The organism is Bacteroidota bacterium (assembly GCA_018266755.1).
In the GTDB taxonomy this organism is placed as follows: Bacteria; Bacteroidota; Ignavibacteria; order Palsa-1295; family Palsa-1295; genus JAFDZW01.
This window is the reverse complement of the sequence record JAFDZW010000005.1, coordinates 579,991-594,510: the sequence shown is the minus strand read 5'-3', so window position 1 is coordinate 594,510 and position 14,520 is coordinate 579,991. Positions and strand designations below refer to the sequence as shown.

The window sequence follows — 14,520 nt, the reverse complement described above, 5'->3', positions numbered from 1 at the left end:
CACGAGAAAGGATCAACTATGACCGCATCGAAGATCATCGGCTACCTCGTAACGCTCTTTGCGTTAGTGGCGCCGCAACTGAACATCCCGTTTACCACCAGCGACCAGGCGGCCGTGTCTGCCCTTGGCATCGGTATTACGGGTATCGTCACCAACGGCTTCGCTAAGAGCGCCGATGCCGTATTTGCGACGATCACCTCGTTCATCCCTGGCATCGTCTGGCTGCTAAGCGTCACGATCCATTTCACGCTTGCGCCGGTATGGTGGCTCGTCATCAGTGGCGGTGCGACGATCGCTATTGCGCTCATCGACAAGGACGAAAACACGCTTCAATGGGCAATCGCATTCCTCGATAAGAACTTCGGGCAAAAGATCAACAAGACAGTCCCGATCCTGCTTGCTGTTGCTATCGGATTTGCGCTTGCGGCATGCGGCGGAACACGCAAGCTCACCAAAGAGGCAGTGACGAACGAACAGGCCCGAGTGCATCAGTACTATGACGGCAAGGCACAGGGGGCTCCGTTCTCCTCCTCGTTTTACGCTACATCCGATTCCGCGTTTGCTAGTATTACGGGCAATGATGCCAAAGTACTCGGATACTTCTACGGGAGCATCAACGCCACCCGAGCCGGTGATTCACTGGACACCTATTCCCGTGGCTTCTACGGCCACAAGCGTGACCTACTCGATGCCATTATTTCATCAGCCAAAGGAGCATACTAATATGAATCCGATCGTCATATTTCTGCAAAGCATCTTCGCTGCGATTGCCAAGCGTACCGCCGAGAAGACGCTTCCATTCATTGAAGAGGAAGTCGGCGCGATGGTCAAACTCGGCGGTGCAACGCTCGCCGTGTGGTCGGATTCCGAAATGCCGGCCGCCGAGAAGAGCGATCTCTACAAGGACGGTGTCGCCGGACTCAAGACATTCGTCGAAGCGGCCAAGGCCAAAGGCTCGGACGTCGCGGGCGATACGCTCGAGATCCTATCGGGCGCGATCGGCGACGAGATTACGTCTGCACTCGGCGTCGGTCAATGATCGCCATCTTCCGCATCGACTACGAAGGGCTCGCGGCTCGTCTGCACATCACGGCGGACGAGCTTCGGCATTCGCTCACCGTCGATCCGGAATTCCTCTTTGAACAGCTTCGCAAGAACAAATCGTATTTCACGCTTGAGCGAACCGATACATCGGAGAGTCTCAAAGAGCCGGAAGCACTGAGCATGTTCTTGCGGGATATGAAAGCCGACGGCGACATTCGCAATCTGCTATGGCAACGTCGGATGGCTTCGATCGAAAATAAACTCGATCAGATTTTGTCGGCGGGCGGTCCGCCGGCGTCGCTGTCTGCTTCCGCTTGAGGTGGCAAAGATTGGGCGATAGGCAGGCAGTCGATCGTTCGCGGGGTGGAGCAATTGGTAGCTCGTCGGCTTCATACGCCGAAGGTTGAAGGTTCAAATCCTTCCCCCGTTACTTATGGGAAGCATCACAAAACGATTCGGAGAGACTCTTAGCGGCACATGGCAGCTGGCAGCGGAGCTTATCGTACCGGGTTCGGGCGTTAACCCGATCACAGGCACGACGGCCGAGAATCCGGCAAAGGTCACGTTCAAGTATCCGCATCAGCTCACGACCGGACAGAACGTCTATCTCGTCGGCATACCTGATAATCCGGCAGTGCTCGGCAATCAGACGATTACGGTTGTGGACTCGAAGACCGTATCGCTTAATGGCGTACAGGGGATTGCGGCAACAGGACAGGTAGGGAAGTTCTATACCTGCATCGACGCTACGAGCTTTATGGTGACTGTGGATGTGTGCCAGTATGCATCCAAAGACGCCGAGAGCCTAATCGCGATCACACCGGATTGGGGTACGACGCTCGACCGCTTCCGCTTTTCGTATTCATTCGATCTGGATAGCACGAAGCTCAGCCGCGGGACTAACTACATCCGAATCAAATATGTCAACGGCTTGGACACGAAGTACGCCTACGTTCCTTTCGACGCGCAGTAATGCCAGATACGATCATCAACTTCACGAGTGAGCAACCGACGATCTTCGTCGACGATGCTCCGCTTGTGTCGATCTCCCAACTGACGGAGACGTTGGTGGTCATCCTCGAAATGCAAGGCCCAGCCGGACGTGATGGCCGTGACGGAGGTCTGACATTCTCGACCGTTGCAAGCGATACGGTCATGAGTCCGGATACCGAGTACCTCTGCAATGCCGGCGGTGCGCATCGGATCGTATTCACGCTGCCGACGACGATCGCTGCCGGGCAGAAGCTAAACATCTACGGTCGTTCGATCGGAGGGTGGAGTCTGACGATCGGTGCCGGGCAGTTCGTCGAATATAACGGCAACGAGTATGATAATACCACGGTGATCGAGAGTAGCGACCGGTACGGGAATATCCTACTCCTCTGTATCGAGGACAACATTCGCTTCCTCGTCCTGTCGGCGAACGCATACCAAACGATACCATGAGGATCCTGATATTCATACTGCTCTTTGTATCACCCTGCTTTGCACAGTGCGATTCGTCTGATGTTGCGAAGGATTCGGCGATTGCGGCACTGCGCACGGAGAACGCCGTCCTGTCGATGTCGCTCTGGTCGCAGCGCGAGCGGTACGCCGATGCGATCCGATTCCATGCGGCAACTGATTCGGTGTATGAACGCCGCATCGTCGACCATGAACTGTTCGAGCACTTTAACCAACTACGCGAAGACGCGCAACGACCACGAACACTCGCGATCGGTATTCTCGCCGGCGTGGTACTATCACTGACAACCCTTTTACTTCTGAAACACTGACCATGAAACGCTATCTCTATTTTCTACTCTCTGTTCTGAGTGCATTCATATCCTGCGATGCGTTGCCTGCGTTCGCGCAGACGACAGGTTTGGGCGGACGAACCTATACCCAGATCAAGACCGATCTGTCGCTGAATCTCGTGGAGAATACCGCTATTTCGACGTGGGCGGGCTCGGCGAACATTACGACGCTCGGCACGATCTCGACCGGCGTCTGGAACGGGACGATCATTACTTCGGGCTATGGAGGTACGGGCAACGGGTTCACGAAGTTCTCCGGCCCGACGACTTCTGAAAAGACGTTCACGCTTCCGAACGCCAGTGCGACGATACTCACAGATAACGCACTCGTAACGGTCGCTCAAGGCGGAACAGGTGCGGGTTCATTCACGGCCTACGCTCCCGTCCTTGCGGGCACAACGTCAACCGGAGCATTCCAGAGCGCATCAACTGGACTATCAACCGCAGGGTGGGTACTCACGTCGAACGGCTCTTCAGCCGCACCGTCGTTTCAGGCTCCATCGGGCGGTTACACGTACTCGACGATAACTGCGGATCAAACCGCAACGGCGGGCAACTTCTACTTCACGAATAAGACCTCCACTCGATGCGTCGTAACGCTTCCGACGTCCCCCACGATCGGACAGCATGTAGCGCTCTGTGTCGATCCCACACAGAACACAGGATGGAAACTCGCACAGCCCGCAACGACAAAGATATACTGGGGTTCTCTGGTCACGACAGCAGGGACTGGCGGATACATCCAGTCCACAGGCTCCGGCGATGCGGTCGACGTTGTATTTCAGAAGAACGACGGCACGAATAATCTCTGGTATGTCGTCTCGGCAGCCGGTAATCTGACAGTGAATTGATGAAAGTCCTCGCGATCATTCTTCTGCTTGCTTCCGCATCGTTCGCTCAAACGTCGGGTGTCTCCGGCGTGGCGAACACGAAACTCGTCCCTTCACAAACGGGCAACAGTGGTAAGTACCTCACGACGGACGGCACGAACACGTCGTGGGCAGCCACAACAACTATTACGGGGCTTGGCACGGTGACAACCGGCATCTGGAATGCGACTAAAATCTCGGAAGCCTATGGCGGCACCAATCAATCAACCTACACGACCGGCGATCTACTCTATGCTTCCGCATCGAATACGCTGTCAAAACTCGGGATAGGCTCTACGGGCCAAATACTATCGGTATTCGGAGGTATCCCCGCATGGAGTGGATCAGGTAATTACCTCACCGCCGATGTAACGACGTTCAGCACTTCCTTCGTCGATGTAACGGGCATGACGTTTTCCGTCGGCGCGAATGAGGTCTGGGAATTCCGATTCATCATTATTGGCGCAAACGTCAATGTCACGAATTGTCAGCTGGCTGTAAACGGTCCTACATCGCCTACGGCAATCAGCGCAACGCTCGTGCAACTTAATTCGACCGTATCGGTGAAACGAATAGGCGCCTATGATGCGGCATTCACACCTACGGTTGAGGCTGGTAGTACATATCTATATGTCGTATCAGGTTTGATTCGCAACGGATCAAATGCAGGTACACTCGCGCTACGCATGAAGAGTCTCGACGGCAACGAGGCCGGTGTGGGAGCAAACTCATTTTTTTCTGCACAACGACTTCACTAATCAATCTAATACAATGACCATTAGCAATCCAATCCATCTCGTCAAACGCGGCATTTCCGGCACAACAAACGGCTCGACCGCACTCGGTACGCTCGATCAGGACTGTGTTCTGAAAAGTGTTACCGTACTCTCCGATACAGCGACCTCTCCGAACGGCGATATGCTGTTTCGCATTCAGGCCGATAGTAAGAATTATGCATCGGGTACTATCCCGTTCACTGCTGCCGACCAACGTTACTCGAACCTCGACAACCCGGATAACCCGGTGATCTATCTCGTCAATGGCACGGGCGTGATCGAGGCGGGCAAAGAGGTCGAGGCGGTAGTTGTGAGCCCCGATTCGGGTACTGCGCTCGATATCACGGTGATTGTCGAACTCCTGCCGATCGCGTAACGAGTATGGATAATTTATCCGAATACCTGAGGGCTGAAATTGCGATCTGCAATGAAGCCCTCAAAGCCGAATCCCCGGCGCTGACGAACCCAAGCGGCGCGGAAGGCAATGCCATGCAGGATGAGCTTGCAATCGAACGCCTCACGGCTCGAAAGCAGGCATTCGTCGAAATCCTCGAACGAGTTACCTCCGATTCAACCCGGAGCGGCTAATCTCTCACCGCTCACAGCAACTACAACTACCAACCATCCAGTGTTAGTAGCTTGTATCCCGTGGCGAGGCCCGACGTTCAACAGCGTCGGGCCTCTTTATTTCACGAGTAATGTGTACCCTTCCGTAAGTTGCTGTAGCTCAATGAGTTCTTATTTCACGAATTAAATTCAGGGCGCATTGAGACTGTCGCGATTTCCAAGTCTTCCAAGTCGCCGCCATCACTGTACAATATGATTCCAAAATGCACTATTACTTTACATTATGCACGAGAAATGCACATTCACTATATTGGAGTAAGAAGTGCAATCCGCGACGGTCTGGCGCACGAATGACAGTTATCACCTAAACTTTTGTTCGTGGGCTTCTTATATTTGTACATGATAATTATCGCTGCCATACCGAACCAAGCCACATTCTACGATGATGTGCACCGTCTATCCGAACGCTTACCATCCGAGGGTGAGATCAACATTGACCGGGTTGACGAACAGCACATCGAGATACAGTTCGATGAACACAATATGCCGGAAGACGCGATTCGTAGCGTTCTCGCTGAGAATGGATTCAAAGCCGAGTAAGCTATGTGCGGACGCGTAGTTCAGCTTATTGACCGGGAGCAGCTCAGCCGCGAGTATGGCGTGAAGAAGTTTGCCGACATCCAGGAATATGCCCGGTACAATGTATCGCCAACGACGAGAATCTGTGGCATTATCGAGGATCCAAATGGTGACCGCGAAGCACGGATGATGCGTTGGGGTCTGCTGCCGCCTCGTATCGGTGACCCCAAGGATTTCAAGTTCGCAACGTTCAATGCCCGCGACGATAAGATCCTCATGAGCCGGATGTATGCCCCGGCCATGAAGAAGCACCGCTGTATTATCCCAGTTGCCGGATATTATGAATGGAAAAAACTCAATGCGAAGGATAAGCAGCCATATTATTTCCACGCCGCGCATGCCGAGTTAATTGCACTGGCCGGACTTTGGGGTGAAACCGTTCTCGACGGTGGCGAGGTAATTACGACATGCACGATTATTACCACGCATCCGAACGAGGTCACAAAAGACTACCACGACCGCATGCCGATGATTGTTACGCCGGATGAACAAGAACAGTGGCTCGCTCCCGATACGCCGCTCGAAATGGTGACATCAATGCTGCATCCATGTGATCGGAGTTACCTCGATATCTATGCAGTAGATAAAGCGGTCGGTAGAGCTGGATACGAAGACCCGCATTTGATCGATCGAGTCGCCGCGTAGGAACTCGGCACCTGGTGCCTGTGGGTTGCCTCGTTGATAGCAATTTCAATCAGGGGCACCTATGTCATTCTATAACGGCCATGTTCTCAGATTCCACGAGAAAACGGCATTCTACGAATCCGAGCCGGTCAAGCTCTATATCATGGGCTTCGGCACCGTCACCGTGAACCCGGTGGAGCGTTGTCCTCGCTGCGGGGGCAAGGGGACAATGTCATTCGAGAACCACTTCACGGCCTGTGCGATGTGTCGCAATGTGATACGCTCCGCAGAGGTGGATTTCGACACGCTACAGCAGCTCGCAGACCTCGTAGACCGAGCAGCGTTAGCGTACAATCGCCGTGAATCCTTTCGGTGGGATGGGGGTTGAAAGGGCATGACGTACAGCACGAATATCGGTTCACTTGCCGTCGCCAAAGAGATCAGCTTCGCAACGATGGCGAGGCCCGTCCAGAATCGTCCAATCACTGAGAGGTTCGCAAGCATGACGATCAGTCAGCCCGGGGACAGGCGTATGGATTACAGCAAGGGTGAGTACACGATATCGCCGGAAGGGACTGATGTGGAGAAGATACCGGCGAAGCTCTGGCGAGTCGCTTATTTCAAAAAGAAGAACATCACGAAGCTATATTTCAAAGCGGTATGAAGAGCATACGGCAACTGACGGACGATGAAATTCAGGAGATTATCGACGCCAACATGCAGACCGTAGCAGGTTACAATCTCAACGGCTTGGAGAATGAATTGAATAGGAGGGCAAGTGATCGGCTCGCTCGCGAGAATCAAGAGATGACTCTCTGGCTGATTGTTGCTACTTGCATTTCCGCGTTTTCGGCTGTTGTGAACGTGATCATTGCGCTGACAAAATAGCTACTTCGCCACCCGCCACTTCCTGACGCTAACATACGAATAGAATTGTTGTATATTCGTAGTGTTACTTAGTCAACTATGAGATCAATGCTCCCCATTGCAATCGTCATCGCCGCGCTATTATCCTGCTCGAGCGCAACGCAAACCACAACCCAGCCAACGGACACCGCCGAATGCGGTACCGAACGATGGCATGTGAAGAGTCTGGCCGATGCCGATACGTCGCTCATAGACTTCGCTACGATTCACCCGAGCACAGTTGCAGCTGAGATCGCAATACCGAAACCCACAAGTCCGGACTCGCGCCTGCAGATCGAGCGTGACGTCATAGAGGTTAGCGCGCACCTCACGTCGTACAAGCGGGAGGATGATGGAGATCTTCACCTGGTGCTGCAAGACGACTCGGGCCAGACTATGATCGCCGAGATCCCGTCGGCTACGTGTTCACCGGCGAACCGCACATCGCATGCAGGACAGTATGCGACGGCCGCGCAATGGATCAAGGACCATGTCGGCAATCCAACGAGCTCGTTCAAGACGTGCGACGTCGCCGTCACGGTGCGAGGCGTTCGGTTCTTTGACTTCATCCATGGGCAGCGTGGAGTGGCCGTGAACGGCGTAGAGGTACACCCGGTGCTCATTATCCAATAGAGTGTCATTCATCAACCTAATTCATCCATGAAAAAGACAATCATTGCATTGTTGGTAGCATTGATGATGCTACCGCCTCTTCTTTCTCCGGCCCGCGGTGGTCATCGGAGCTCCGGTCGAAGTCATTCATCGTACCATTCGAGCTCGAAGTCAAAAGGGAATAAGACCGTTTCGGTTCGATCGTATAAGCGCAAGGACGGCACTGTCGTGAGCGCACATAAGCGGAGGGCTCCCCGATGAGAAAGTCACTCAGAATCTTCGCATTCGGTATTCTACTCGGAGCTGTAGTTGGCGGGTGCTCATCCACCACGAACACCGATAACGGCTCGAATGGAAACGGTACGGTTTCATACTATGGCAACAAGTCCACAAAGGTATTCCATCTACCGAATTGCCGATACGTTGGGACCGGATCGAACTGGATCACATTCAGCACTCGGCAGGAAGCGATCAATGCAGGCTATACGCCCGACGCAAGTGGTGCCTGTAATCCGTAATAGAGCGATTACAGATCGATTTCTGTCCCTGCTCTGTCCCCGAACACGGTACAAAACGGCACCTGACGTTGACCCAATAACCGCGATTCCAATACCAAAAAGCGGCATTTCTGCTTCAAAATGAACTCCGAGACTACTACCTCAGGAGCTGTGGAACACAACACCCGTCATGTCTGCATGACGGGTGTTTCTATTTGATGGTAGTTGTTTAGTAATTGGTTGCTCGCAAAAAGGTCTGATTCAGGTTTAATTTGCCGATCGACTTATTAAATCTTCATTCTATACAGTTTCGTGAGGTTTTTGAGGGGCGAAAATTTCATGCGACGGTTTATATTGCATTCATACAGTCGTGCATCCACTCATGCACGTGCTGTATGCTTCTCGTTTCTTTATCAATTAACAGATTAACTTACCAACGTTAATAATCATGAATACCAGAACTACCATCACTCGTGGATGTGCTTTGCTGGTTGTTGCGGCGATGCTGTTTGCCGGCACCGTTAACGCGCAGACCCCAGCGACATCCGCCGTGGCATCTCCCACGATCACATATCAAGGTGTGCTCAATTCGTCGAACGGGCAACACGTCCCCGACGGCGACTACGCCATCACCACGACACTCTACGTCGATCCGAACGGGTCGAACTTCATTTGGAGAGATTCGTACACAGCGCACGTACAGGGCGGGGTTTTCTCCGTGCAGCTTGGCAGCGGCTCATCGGCATTACCGAAGCTCAGTATGCTCGATAAGCAGCTTTGGCTTGGCGTCACGGTCGGCAGCGGCGAAGAACTTCGCCCGCTGACTCCACTTGCCTCAGTACCCTATGCGTTGAATGTCGCTGACAATTCGATCACGGCCAAGAAGCTGGCGACCGATTACGTCGGGAGTATCAGCGTCAATGGTACGACGATCACCACCAAAGGCGGCGCGTTGAACCTGCGCAGCGGTGATGGGATCGATCTGAAGTACGACGATATGACGAATAGCCTCTCTGTCGGTATCTCAGGTGCTTCAGGCATCGGTACTGCACATGCGCAAGGTATCGCGTTCAATCCGATCGGGACGAACAATGACGGCGGCGGACCGGGCAATACCAACTTCATCGGAGGTGGTGCGGCCAACACTACTCTTAATGGCGCTGCACCACTGAATTTCTCCACGATTGGAGGAGGACAGGCCAATACAAACACGGCCGATTTCACATTCATTGGAGGCGGCACAGGGAACACCGCTTCCGGTATCTATGCGACGATCGGCGGCGGCGGCAATAACGTCGCGAGCGGATGCGGTTCGTTTGTCGGCGGTGGCGGCATCGATTGTGCCGGTGCTGCAGGGCCAAACAAAGCAATCGGTACCGAAACGACGGTCGGCGGCGGCGATGGTAACCGTGCGATCAACGACTGGGCGATCGTCGGTGGTGGAAAGAATAACACTGCCGGTATAGTCGGCGGCCCCGGCATCACCCAGACTGTTGGTGGTGGTGAGAATAACCAGGCCTTAGGTGACGGGACGGCGATCTGCGGTGGTGAAGGAAATACGGCTACGGATATGCACTCGTATATCGGCGGCGGTTTTGGCAATATGACAAATCCCGGTGCGACGCATTCTGCGATCGGCGGCGGTCAAGGAAATATCACCGATGGTAATTTTGCTGTCGTTGGCGGCGGTCGGATGAACCGTGCCGGTAACGGTATCGGGGCGAACATTACACAAACCGTCGGTGGCGGTGATAATAACCAAGCGCTTGGCGACGGAACGACGATCGCTGGCGGTGAAGGCAATACGGCAAACGATACACACTCCTCTATCGGCGGTGGTATCGGCAACACGACGAATGTCGGTGCAAACCACGCGACGATCGGCGGCGGCCAAAACAATATTGTTGATGGTCAGTTCGGTACGGTCGGCGGCGGGCGCATGAACCGTGCAGGCAATGGTATTGCCGGTAACATCACGCAAACCGTTGGCGGCGGCGATAATAACAAGGCACTTGGCGACGGGGCGACGATCGCCGGTGGCGAAGGCAATACGGCGAACGACATGCATTCATTTATCGGCGGTGGATTGAGCAACACAACTACCGTCGGTGCAAACCATGGGACGATCAGCGGTGGACAAAGCAACATTGTCGATGGTCAGTTCGCAACGGTTGGCGGTGGGCGTATGAATCGTGCCGGTAATGGAAATCCTGCAGATATCACGCAAACCGTCGGTGGTGGCGACAATAACCAGGCACTTGGTGACGGTACCACCGTCGCAGGTGGTGAGGCGAATACCGCGACAATGATGCACTCGTTTATCGGCGGCGGTCGCGGAAACGTTACAACGGCCAATGCGTCGCATGCTGTAATTGGTGGCGGACGTGGAAATAATGCTGACGGTGATGTTTCGACCATTGTCGGCGGTGCTGCGAACCAGACGGTGCTCGGTGCTACCTATTCGGTTGCATCAGGATTCATGGCGCAGAGCTGGCAGTACGGTCAAGTTGCACATTCGGCTGGCGGATTTGCCGCTCAGGGTGATGCTCAGACGTCAATGTACGTTGAACGTACGACTACCGATGCAGCCAACCCGATCAAGAATCTGGCACTTGATGGTGCTGGAACTGAGCTGAGCCTTGCTCCCAATCAGAGCATTACTTTCCGTATCCTTGTCACCGCACGTGATGCAACAGGTGGATTTGGCAACTCGGCATCCTATATTGTCGAAGGAAATGCAACACGTTCGGGCGCGGTCGTCACGATCGCCAGTTCGCCCGTTACGACGTATGTGAATGGCTTTGGTACAGGAGCGGTCACCTTGATTGCCGTGGGTACCACGCTTCGCATTCAGGTACAGGATTTCGCAGGTGTGCCGGGCACAGTACGCTGGGTTGCACGCGTCCATACTGCTGATGTAACAAACTAACTCAAACGAGTCGAGAAAGAGAGTTCACAAGGTTTGTGGGGCTCTCCATTCCACTACGGGAATGGAGAGCCCTGCTTTTTTAGATAGTATCTATATCGTAATTTACCCGCACCGTTGCGGATGTTTTTTGTTTATACAGGCCGTGAAATTCCTACCGCTCATCACCATGTGTGTGCTAATCTGCATTCTCGGCAGCAGTACACTCGCACAACCTTCTGCCAAGACACCCGATTCGTCAAGTATTGCAGCCACAAGTACGCTCGGCGAGTGGACCCCAATGTTCGGCTCGTTTCTCGAGCCAAATCGTTTTGGAACAGTCTATGATGCTAACCCGCACTATCTGCGGCTCGAGGCTGGGTTCGGGGGGCGAACGCTTCTCATCGGCGAGACATCCATTGGCGCAGAATGCCTGATCTGGAGTGGTCTCAAATCTCTCAGTGATTTTCGGTTTCCAGTCGAAACCGCGGATTACTTCTTCGGTCTCTATAGTATATTCCCAATCCGTGTCGGAGATCTCGTATACCCGATGCGTGCTCGTATTAGCCATATTTCCTCGCACTGGGTTGACGGGGTGAAAGATAGTATTGTGGGGGGATCGAGCAGCAGATATAGCAGGGAATTTGTCTCTCTTGAAACGTCGCTTGGGGAGTGGTCATGGGGGCGTTCGTTCGTGTTTCGGGGTACGATCGGTGCACGGTGGGTCTTTCACCAGGTGACAATTGTCGAGGCTCCCGTGCAATTTCTTGCATCGATGGAATTTGTCCCGCTTCGTTTCGGCGCTCATGATGAGAATCAATTGTTTCTGTCGCTTTCTGATTGTGCCGGAGCATACGCCCCGATGCCTGCCGCCGCGCTTGTTGCGAGGTTCGCAGGAGGAAAAGGGAACGCAGCGCTTGATGTGTACGGTGAGTACCATAGTGGCTATACGCGATACGGCGTGAAGGGCGATCGCAAGGAGAGTGGTGTTGAAGTGGGCATACGGCTTGGAAAGAATCTTCTCGGTAACTAACACGTACTACCGTTCGTGAGCATTTCTACCTTTCTTGGCAAACAGCGGCTCTGGCTGCACATCGGATTGTTCGTATTTACGCTCTTCACGACCACGCTTGCCGGCGTTGCCTGGAGTGGCCATGATCCCAATGATCTGGAAAATATCGGCTACGGGTTGCAATACTCGCTTGCGCTGCTGCTATTCTTGTCGGCGCATGAGTTCGGTCATTTTATCGCTGCACGTCGACACGGGGTCGATGCGACACTGCCGTTTTACATCCCATTCCCCGGTGCGGCGATGGGCATTATGCCGAATTTCGGCACCTTCGGGGCCGTCATCCGTACTCGGAGTAAGCTGCCGAGCAGAAAGGTCATTTTTGATATCGGTGTCGCAGGGCCAATCGCAGGGTTTATCGTGTGTTTGGTGTTGCTTGCCGTCGGATTTCTGACCCTGCCGGGAATCGAGTTTTTGCAACACATCCATCCGGGATATCCGAAGGTATCACTTCCCGCCGGTGGCGACCTTGCATTCGGTAAAACACTGCTCTATCAGTTCATGGAGAAAGTCTTTGCCCCTGCTGGATCGTACATACCGCCGATGACGGAGATGTATCATTATCCGTTGTTATGTGCGGGATGGTTCGGACTGTTCGTTACATCGCTAAATCTTCTGCCCGTAGGTCAGCTTGACGGCGGACACACTACGTATGGGTTATTCTCACCACGCATCCATAGGATCGTTGGCATCACAGTGGTGTGCGTACTCGCTGCACTTTCATTACCCGAGTTGGCGCTGGGCTTGCTGCCGATGTCAATGACTGCATCAATGCCATGGCTTGAGCGAATTGCGATCAATGGAGGATCGACATGGGCGGCCTGGGTAATCATGATTCTCGTTGTGATCCGTTTCCGTCATCCGGTAACGATGGACGAATCACCGCTTGATGGGAAGCGTATCGCGATCGGAGTATTCTGCTTTGTGATCTTCGGCCTCTGCTTTACGCCTGCGCCCCTGTATTTGCGGTAGGATTCAGCGTAATAATTTCGAACTCGCTTGGCCTGTCGGTCCAGGTAATACGTTGGTGTGCTACTAATTCGTTGGTAAGTGACGCCATCATCCGATCCACACCGTCACAGACAAGGGGGAAGGGAATCGTCGCGATCGCATCGCCTTTCGACGGAAGAAATATCTCCGCAGGGATCCCAAATGGGAGCCATTCGCCGGCGGCAAGGTAAAATGCAACAACCGGCTTCGATTCGGCGCTCGCCAAATGAACGATCGATGTATCGGGCGTGACTACGAGCGATGAATGACGGATAAGCGTACACATTTCGTGAATATCCGAGGTCTGTACGTAATGGATGCGTGGAGTGCCAAGCGATGTTATGGCCTCTTCTATCTCTTTCCCGTTCTCCGGCAACGCAGTAAGCACGACCACGACATCATGATGCGTTGTGGCGATGTGTTCGGCGAGGGCAATATTATTTCCGAGTCCCCATTTTTTGAACGCAGGTGAATCGGTATTGACGATCACGTATTTCGAGCATTGCTCGGATTCGAGCAGTGCGGCGATGCGCACCACGGTTGCACGCTCCGTTGCCGGGTCGATTTTGATTGTCGGACGTTCATAGGCACCTGTGGGAATTGCGATGACTGAGCGCAGCAAGTACTGCAATTGCTCGGTCATAAGCATCGGCCGCTCGGTTTCGGGGAGAGCCACAAGCGTTGAAAAAAGGGCTTGATGTCCTTCCTTGTTTTCAGATCCGACCGTGGCGGTTACGCCATGCCTCGTGGAGCGACGGGCAATGACGGAGTTGCGCGTCTTCTGGTTGAAGTTACACATAAGTACGACATCCCAATCTTCCTCCCCCGCAGCTCTTGCACGCTTTTTGATCTCCGCGAGTGACCCGGCGGAATAGTCGTACGTAACATCGATGTCGTTATCTGAGCGCAGGATATCGAGGTTCTTGTAACTTCCTGCTACCCCAATCTTGATCGACGGCTTGAGTCGCTTAAGCAGTCGCCAGAGCGGTGTCGTTACAATCATATCTCCAAGCGCATCATAGCGAATAAACAGGACGCTGCGAACCTGATCGAGTGGCATCGGAGCGTTGAGTCGTTTGATCCGAAGCCATTTGCCGAGGAGCCGAAGCGTCAGCATCTTATTATACTTTTCGATGCGTCCGATCAGTAGCTTATGCCATGGCTTTTGGACATACTCCTTCTGCGGCTTGTAGAGATACGTTTGCTTCTTCGCTGTCATCCGAGAG

General features: G+C 53.6%; 21 protein-coding genes and 1 tRNA gene. 21 read left to right on the top strand and 1 reads right to left on the bottom strand.

The window, feature by feature from the left end:
• Positions 1-18 precede the first annotated feature (18 nt).
• The 21 genes from JSS75_07135 (at position 19) to JSS75_07035 (ending at position 13,276) form a co-directional block, all read left to right on the top strand.
• Positions 19-723 (top strand): hypothetical protein, encoded by a 705-nt coding sequence (locus tag JSS75_07135; GenBank protein ID MBS1903457.1) that lies wholly within the window; start codon positions 19-21, stop codon positions 721-723.
• 1 nt (position 724) lies between these two features.
• On the top strand, positions 725-1,039 hold the full coding sequence (locus tag JSS75_07130; GenBank protein ID MBS1903456.1) for a hypothetical protein: 315 nt from the start codon (positions 725-727) through the stop codon (positions 1,037-1,039).
• Positions 1,036-1,362, top strand: coding sequence for a hypothetical protein (locus tag JSS75_07125; protein MBS1903455.1), 327 nt, complete (start codon positions 1,036-1,038; stop codon positions 1,360-1,362). The genes JSS75_07130 and JSS75_07125 overlap by 4 nt, the downstream gene beginning before the upstream one ends.
• A gap of 39 nt (positions 1,363-1,401) precedes the next feature.
• Positions 1,402-1,474 (top strand) — tRNA-Met (locus JSS75_07120).
• Positions 1,475-1,477: 3 nt separating this feature from the next.
• A complete protein-coding gene (locus JSS75_07115; protein ID MBS1903454.1) occupies positions 1,478-2,017 on the top strand; it encodes a hypothetical protein in 540 nt (179 codons plus the stop codon).
• Positions 2,017-2,490 (top strand): hypothetical protein, encoded by a 474-nt coding sequence (locus JSS75_07110; GenBank protein MBS1903453.1) that lies wholly within the window; start codon positions 2,017-2,019, stop codon positions 2,488-2,490. The genes JSS75_07115 and JSS75_07110 overlap by 1 nt, the downstream gene beginning before the upstream one ends.
• The gene (locus tag JSS75_07105) at positions 2,487-2,819 is read left to right on the top strand and encodes a hypothetical protein (GenBank protein MBS1903452.1); all 333 of its coding nucleotides are present in this window, start codon (positions 2,487-2,489) and stop codon (positions 2,817-2,819) included. The genes JSS75_07110 and JSS75_07105 overlap by 4 nt, the downstream gene beginning before the upstream one ends.
• Before the next feature lie 2 nt (positions 2,820-2,821).
• A complete protein-coding gene (locus tag JSS75_07100) occupies positions 2,822-3,691 on the top strand; it encodes a hypothetical protein (protein ID MBS1903451.1) in 870 nt (289 codons plus the stop codon).
• The gene (locus JSS75_07095) at positions 3,691-4,467 is read left to right on the top strand and encodes a hypothetical protein (protein MBS1903450.1); all 777 of its coding nucleotides are present in this window, start codon (positions 3,691-3,693) and stop codon (positions 4,465-4,467) included. Before JSS75_07100 ends, JSS75_07095 begins: the two co-directional genes overlap by 1 nt.
• 13 nt (positions 4,468-4,480) lie before the next feature.
• Entirely contained in the window at positions 4,481-4,861 is a 381-nt protein-coding gene (locus JSS75_07090; GenBank protein ID MBS1903449.1) for a hypothetical protein, read from the top strand.
• A gap of 5 nt (positions 4,862-4,866) precedes the next feature.
• Positions 4,867-5,073 (top strand): hypothetical protein, encoded by a 207-nt coding sequence (locus JSS75_07085; protein MBS1903448.1) that lies wholly within the window; start codon positions 4,867-4,869, stop codon positions 5,071-5,073.
• 426 nt (positions 5,074-5,499) lie between these two features.
• On the top strand, positions 5,500-5,652 hold the full coding sequence (locus JSS75_07080; GenBank protein MBS1903447.1) for a hypothetical protein: 153 nt from the start codon (positions 5,500-5,502) through the stop codon (positions 5,650-5,652).
• A gap of 3 nt (positions 5,653-5,655) precedes the next feature.
• A complete protein-coding gene (locus JSS75_07075; GenBank protein ID MBS1903446.1) occupies positions 5,656-6,336 on the top strand; it encodes an SOS response-associated peptidase in 681 nt (226 codons plus the stop codon).
• 61 nt (positions 6,337-6,397) lie between these two features.
• Positions 6,398-6,703, top strand: coding sequence for a hypothetical protein (locus tag JSS75_07070; GenBank protein MBS1903445.1), 306 nt, complete (start codon positions 6,398-6,400; stop codon positions 6,701-6,703).
• Between the two features lie 6 nt (positions 6,704-6,709).
• Entirely contained in the window at positions 6,710-6,979 is a 270-nt protein-coding gene (locus JSS75_07065) for a hypothetical protein (GenBank protein ID MBS1903444.1), read from the top strand.
• Positions 6,976-7,203, top strand: a complete 228-nt coding sequence (locus JSS75_07060) for a hypothetical protein (protein MBS1903443.1) — start codon at positions 6,976-6,978, stop codon at positions 7,201-7,203. Before JSS75_07065 ends, JSS75_07060 begins: the two co-directional genes overlap by 4 nt.
• Before the next feature lie 87 nt (positions 7,204-7,290).
• Complete coding sequence (locus tag JSS75_07055; protein MBS1903442.1) at positions 7,291-7,854, top strand: hypothetical protein; 564 nt, start codon at positions 7,291-7,293, stop codon at positions 7,852-7,854.
• A 236-nt stretch (positions 7,855-8,090) separates the two neighbouring features.
• Positions 8,091-8,351 carry a hypothetical protein gene (locus JSS75_07050; GenBank protein ID MBS1903441.1) on the top strand — a complete coding sequence of 87 codons (261 nt, stop codon included), beginning with the start codon at positions 8,091-8,093 and terminating at the stop codon, positions 8,349-8,351.
• A gap of 427 nt (positions 8,352-8,778) precedes the next feature.
• Positions 8,779-11,259 (top strand): hypothetical protein, encoded by a 2,481-nt coding sequence (locus JSS75_07045; GenBank protein ID MBS1903440.1) that lies wholly within the window; start codon positions 8,779-8,781, stop codon positions 11,257-11,259.
• A 142-nt stretch (positions 11,260-11,401) separates the two neighbouring features.
• Complete coding sequence (locus JSS75_07040) at positions 11,402-12,268, top strand: hypothetical protein (GenBank protein ID MBS1903439.1); 867 nt, start codon at positions 11,402-11,404, stop codon at positions 12,266-12,268.
• A gap of 15 nt (positions 12,269-12,283) precedes the next feature.
• A complete protein-coding gene (locus tag JSS75_07035) occupies positions 12,284-13,276 on the top strand; it encodes a site-2 protease family protein (GenBank protein ID MBS1903438.1) in 993 nt (330 codons plus the stop codon).
• Here the strand turns inward: JSS75_07035 and JSS75_07030 are convergent.
• Complete coding sequence (locus tag JSS75_07030) at positions 13,248-14,513, bottom strand: glycosyltransferase family 9 protein (protein ID MBS1903437.1); 1,266 nt, start codon at positions 14,511-14,513, stop codon at positions 13,248-13,250. The two genes, JSS75_07035 and JSS75_07030, sit on opposite strands and share 29 nt — an antisense overlap.
• Positions 14,514-14,520 lie beyond the last annotated feature (7 nt).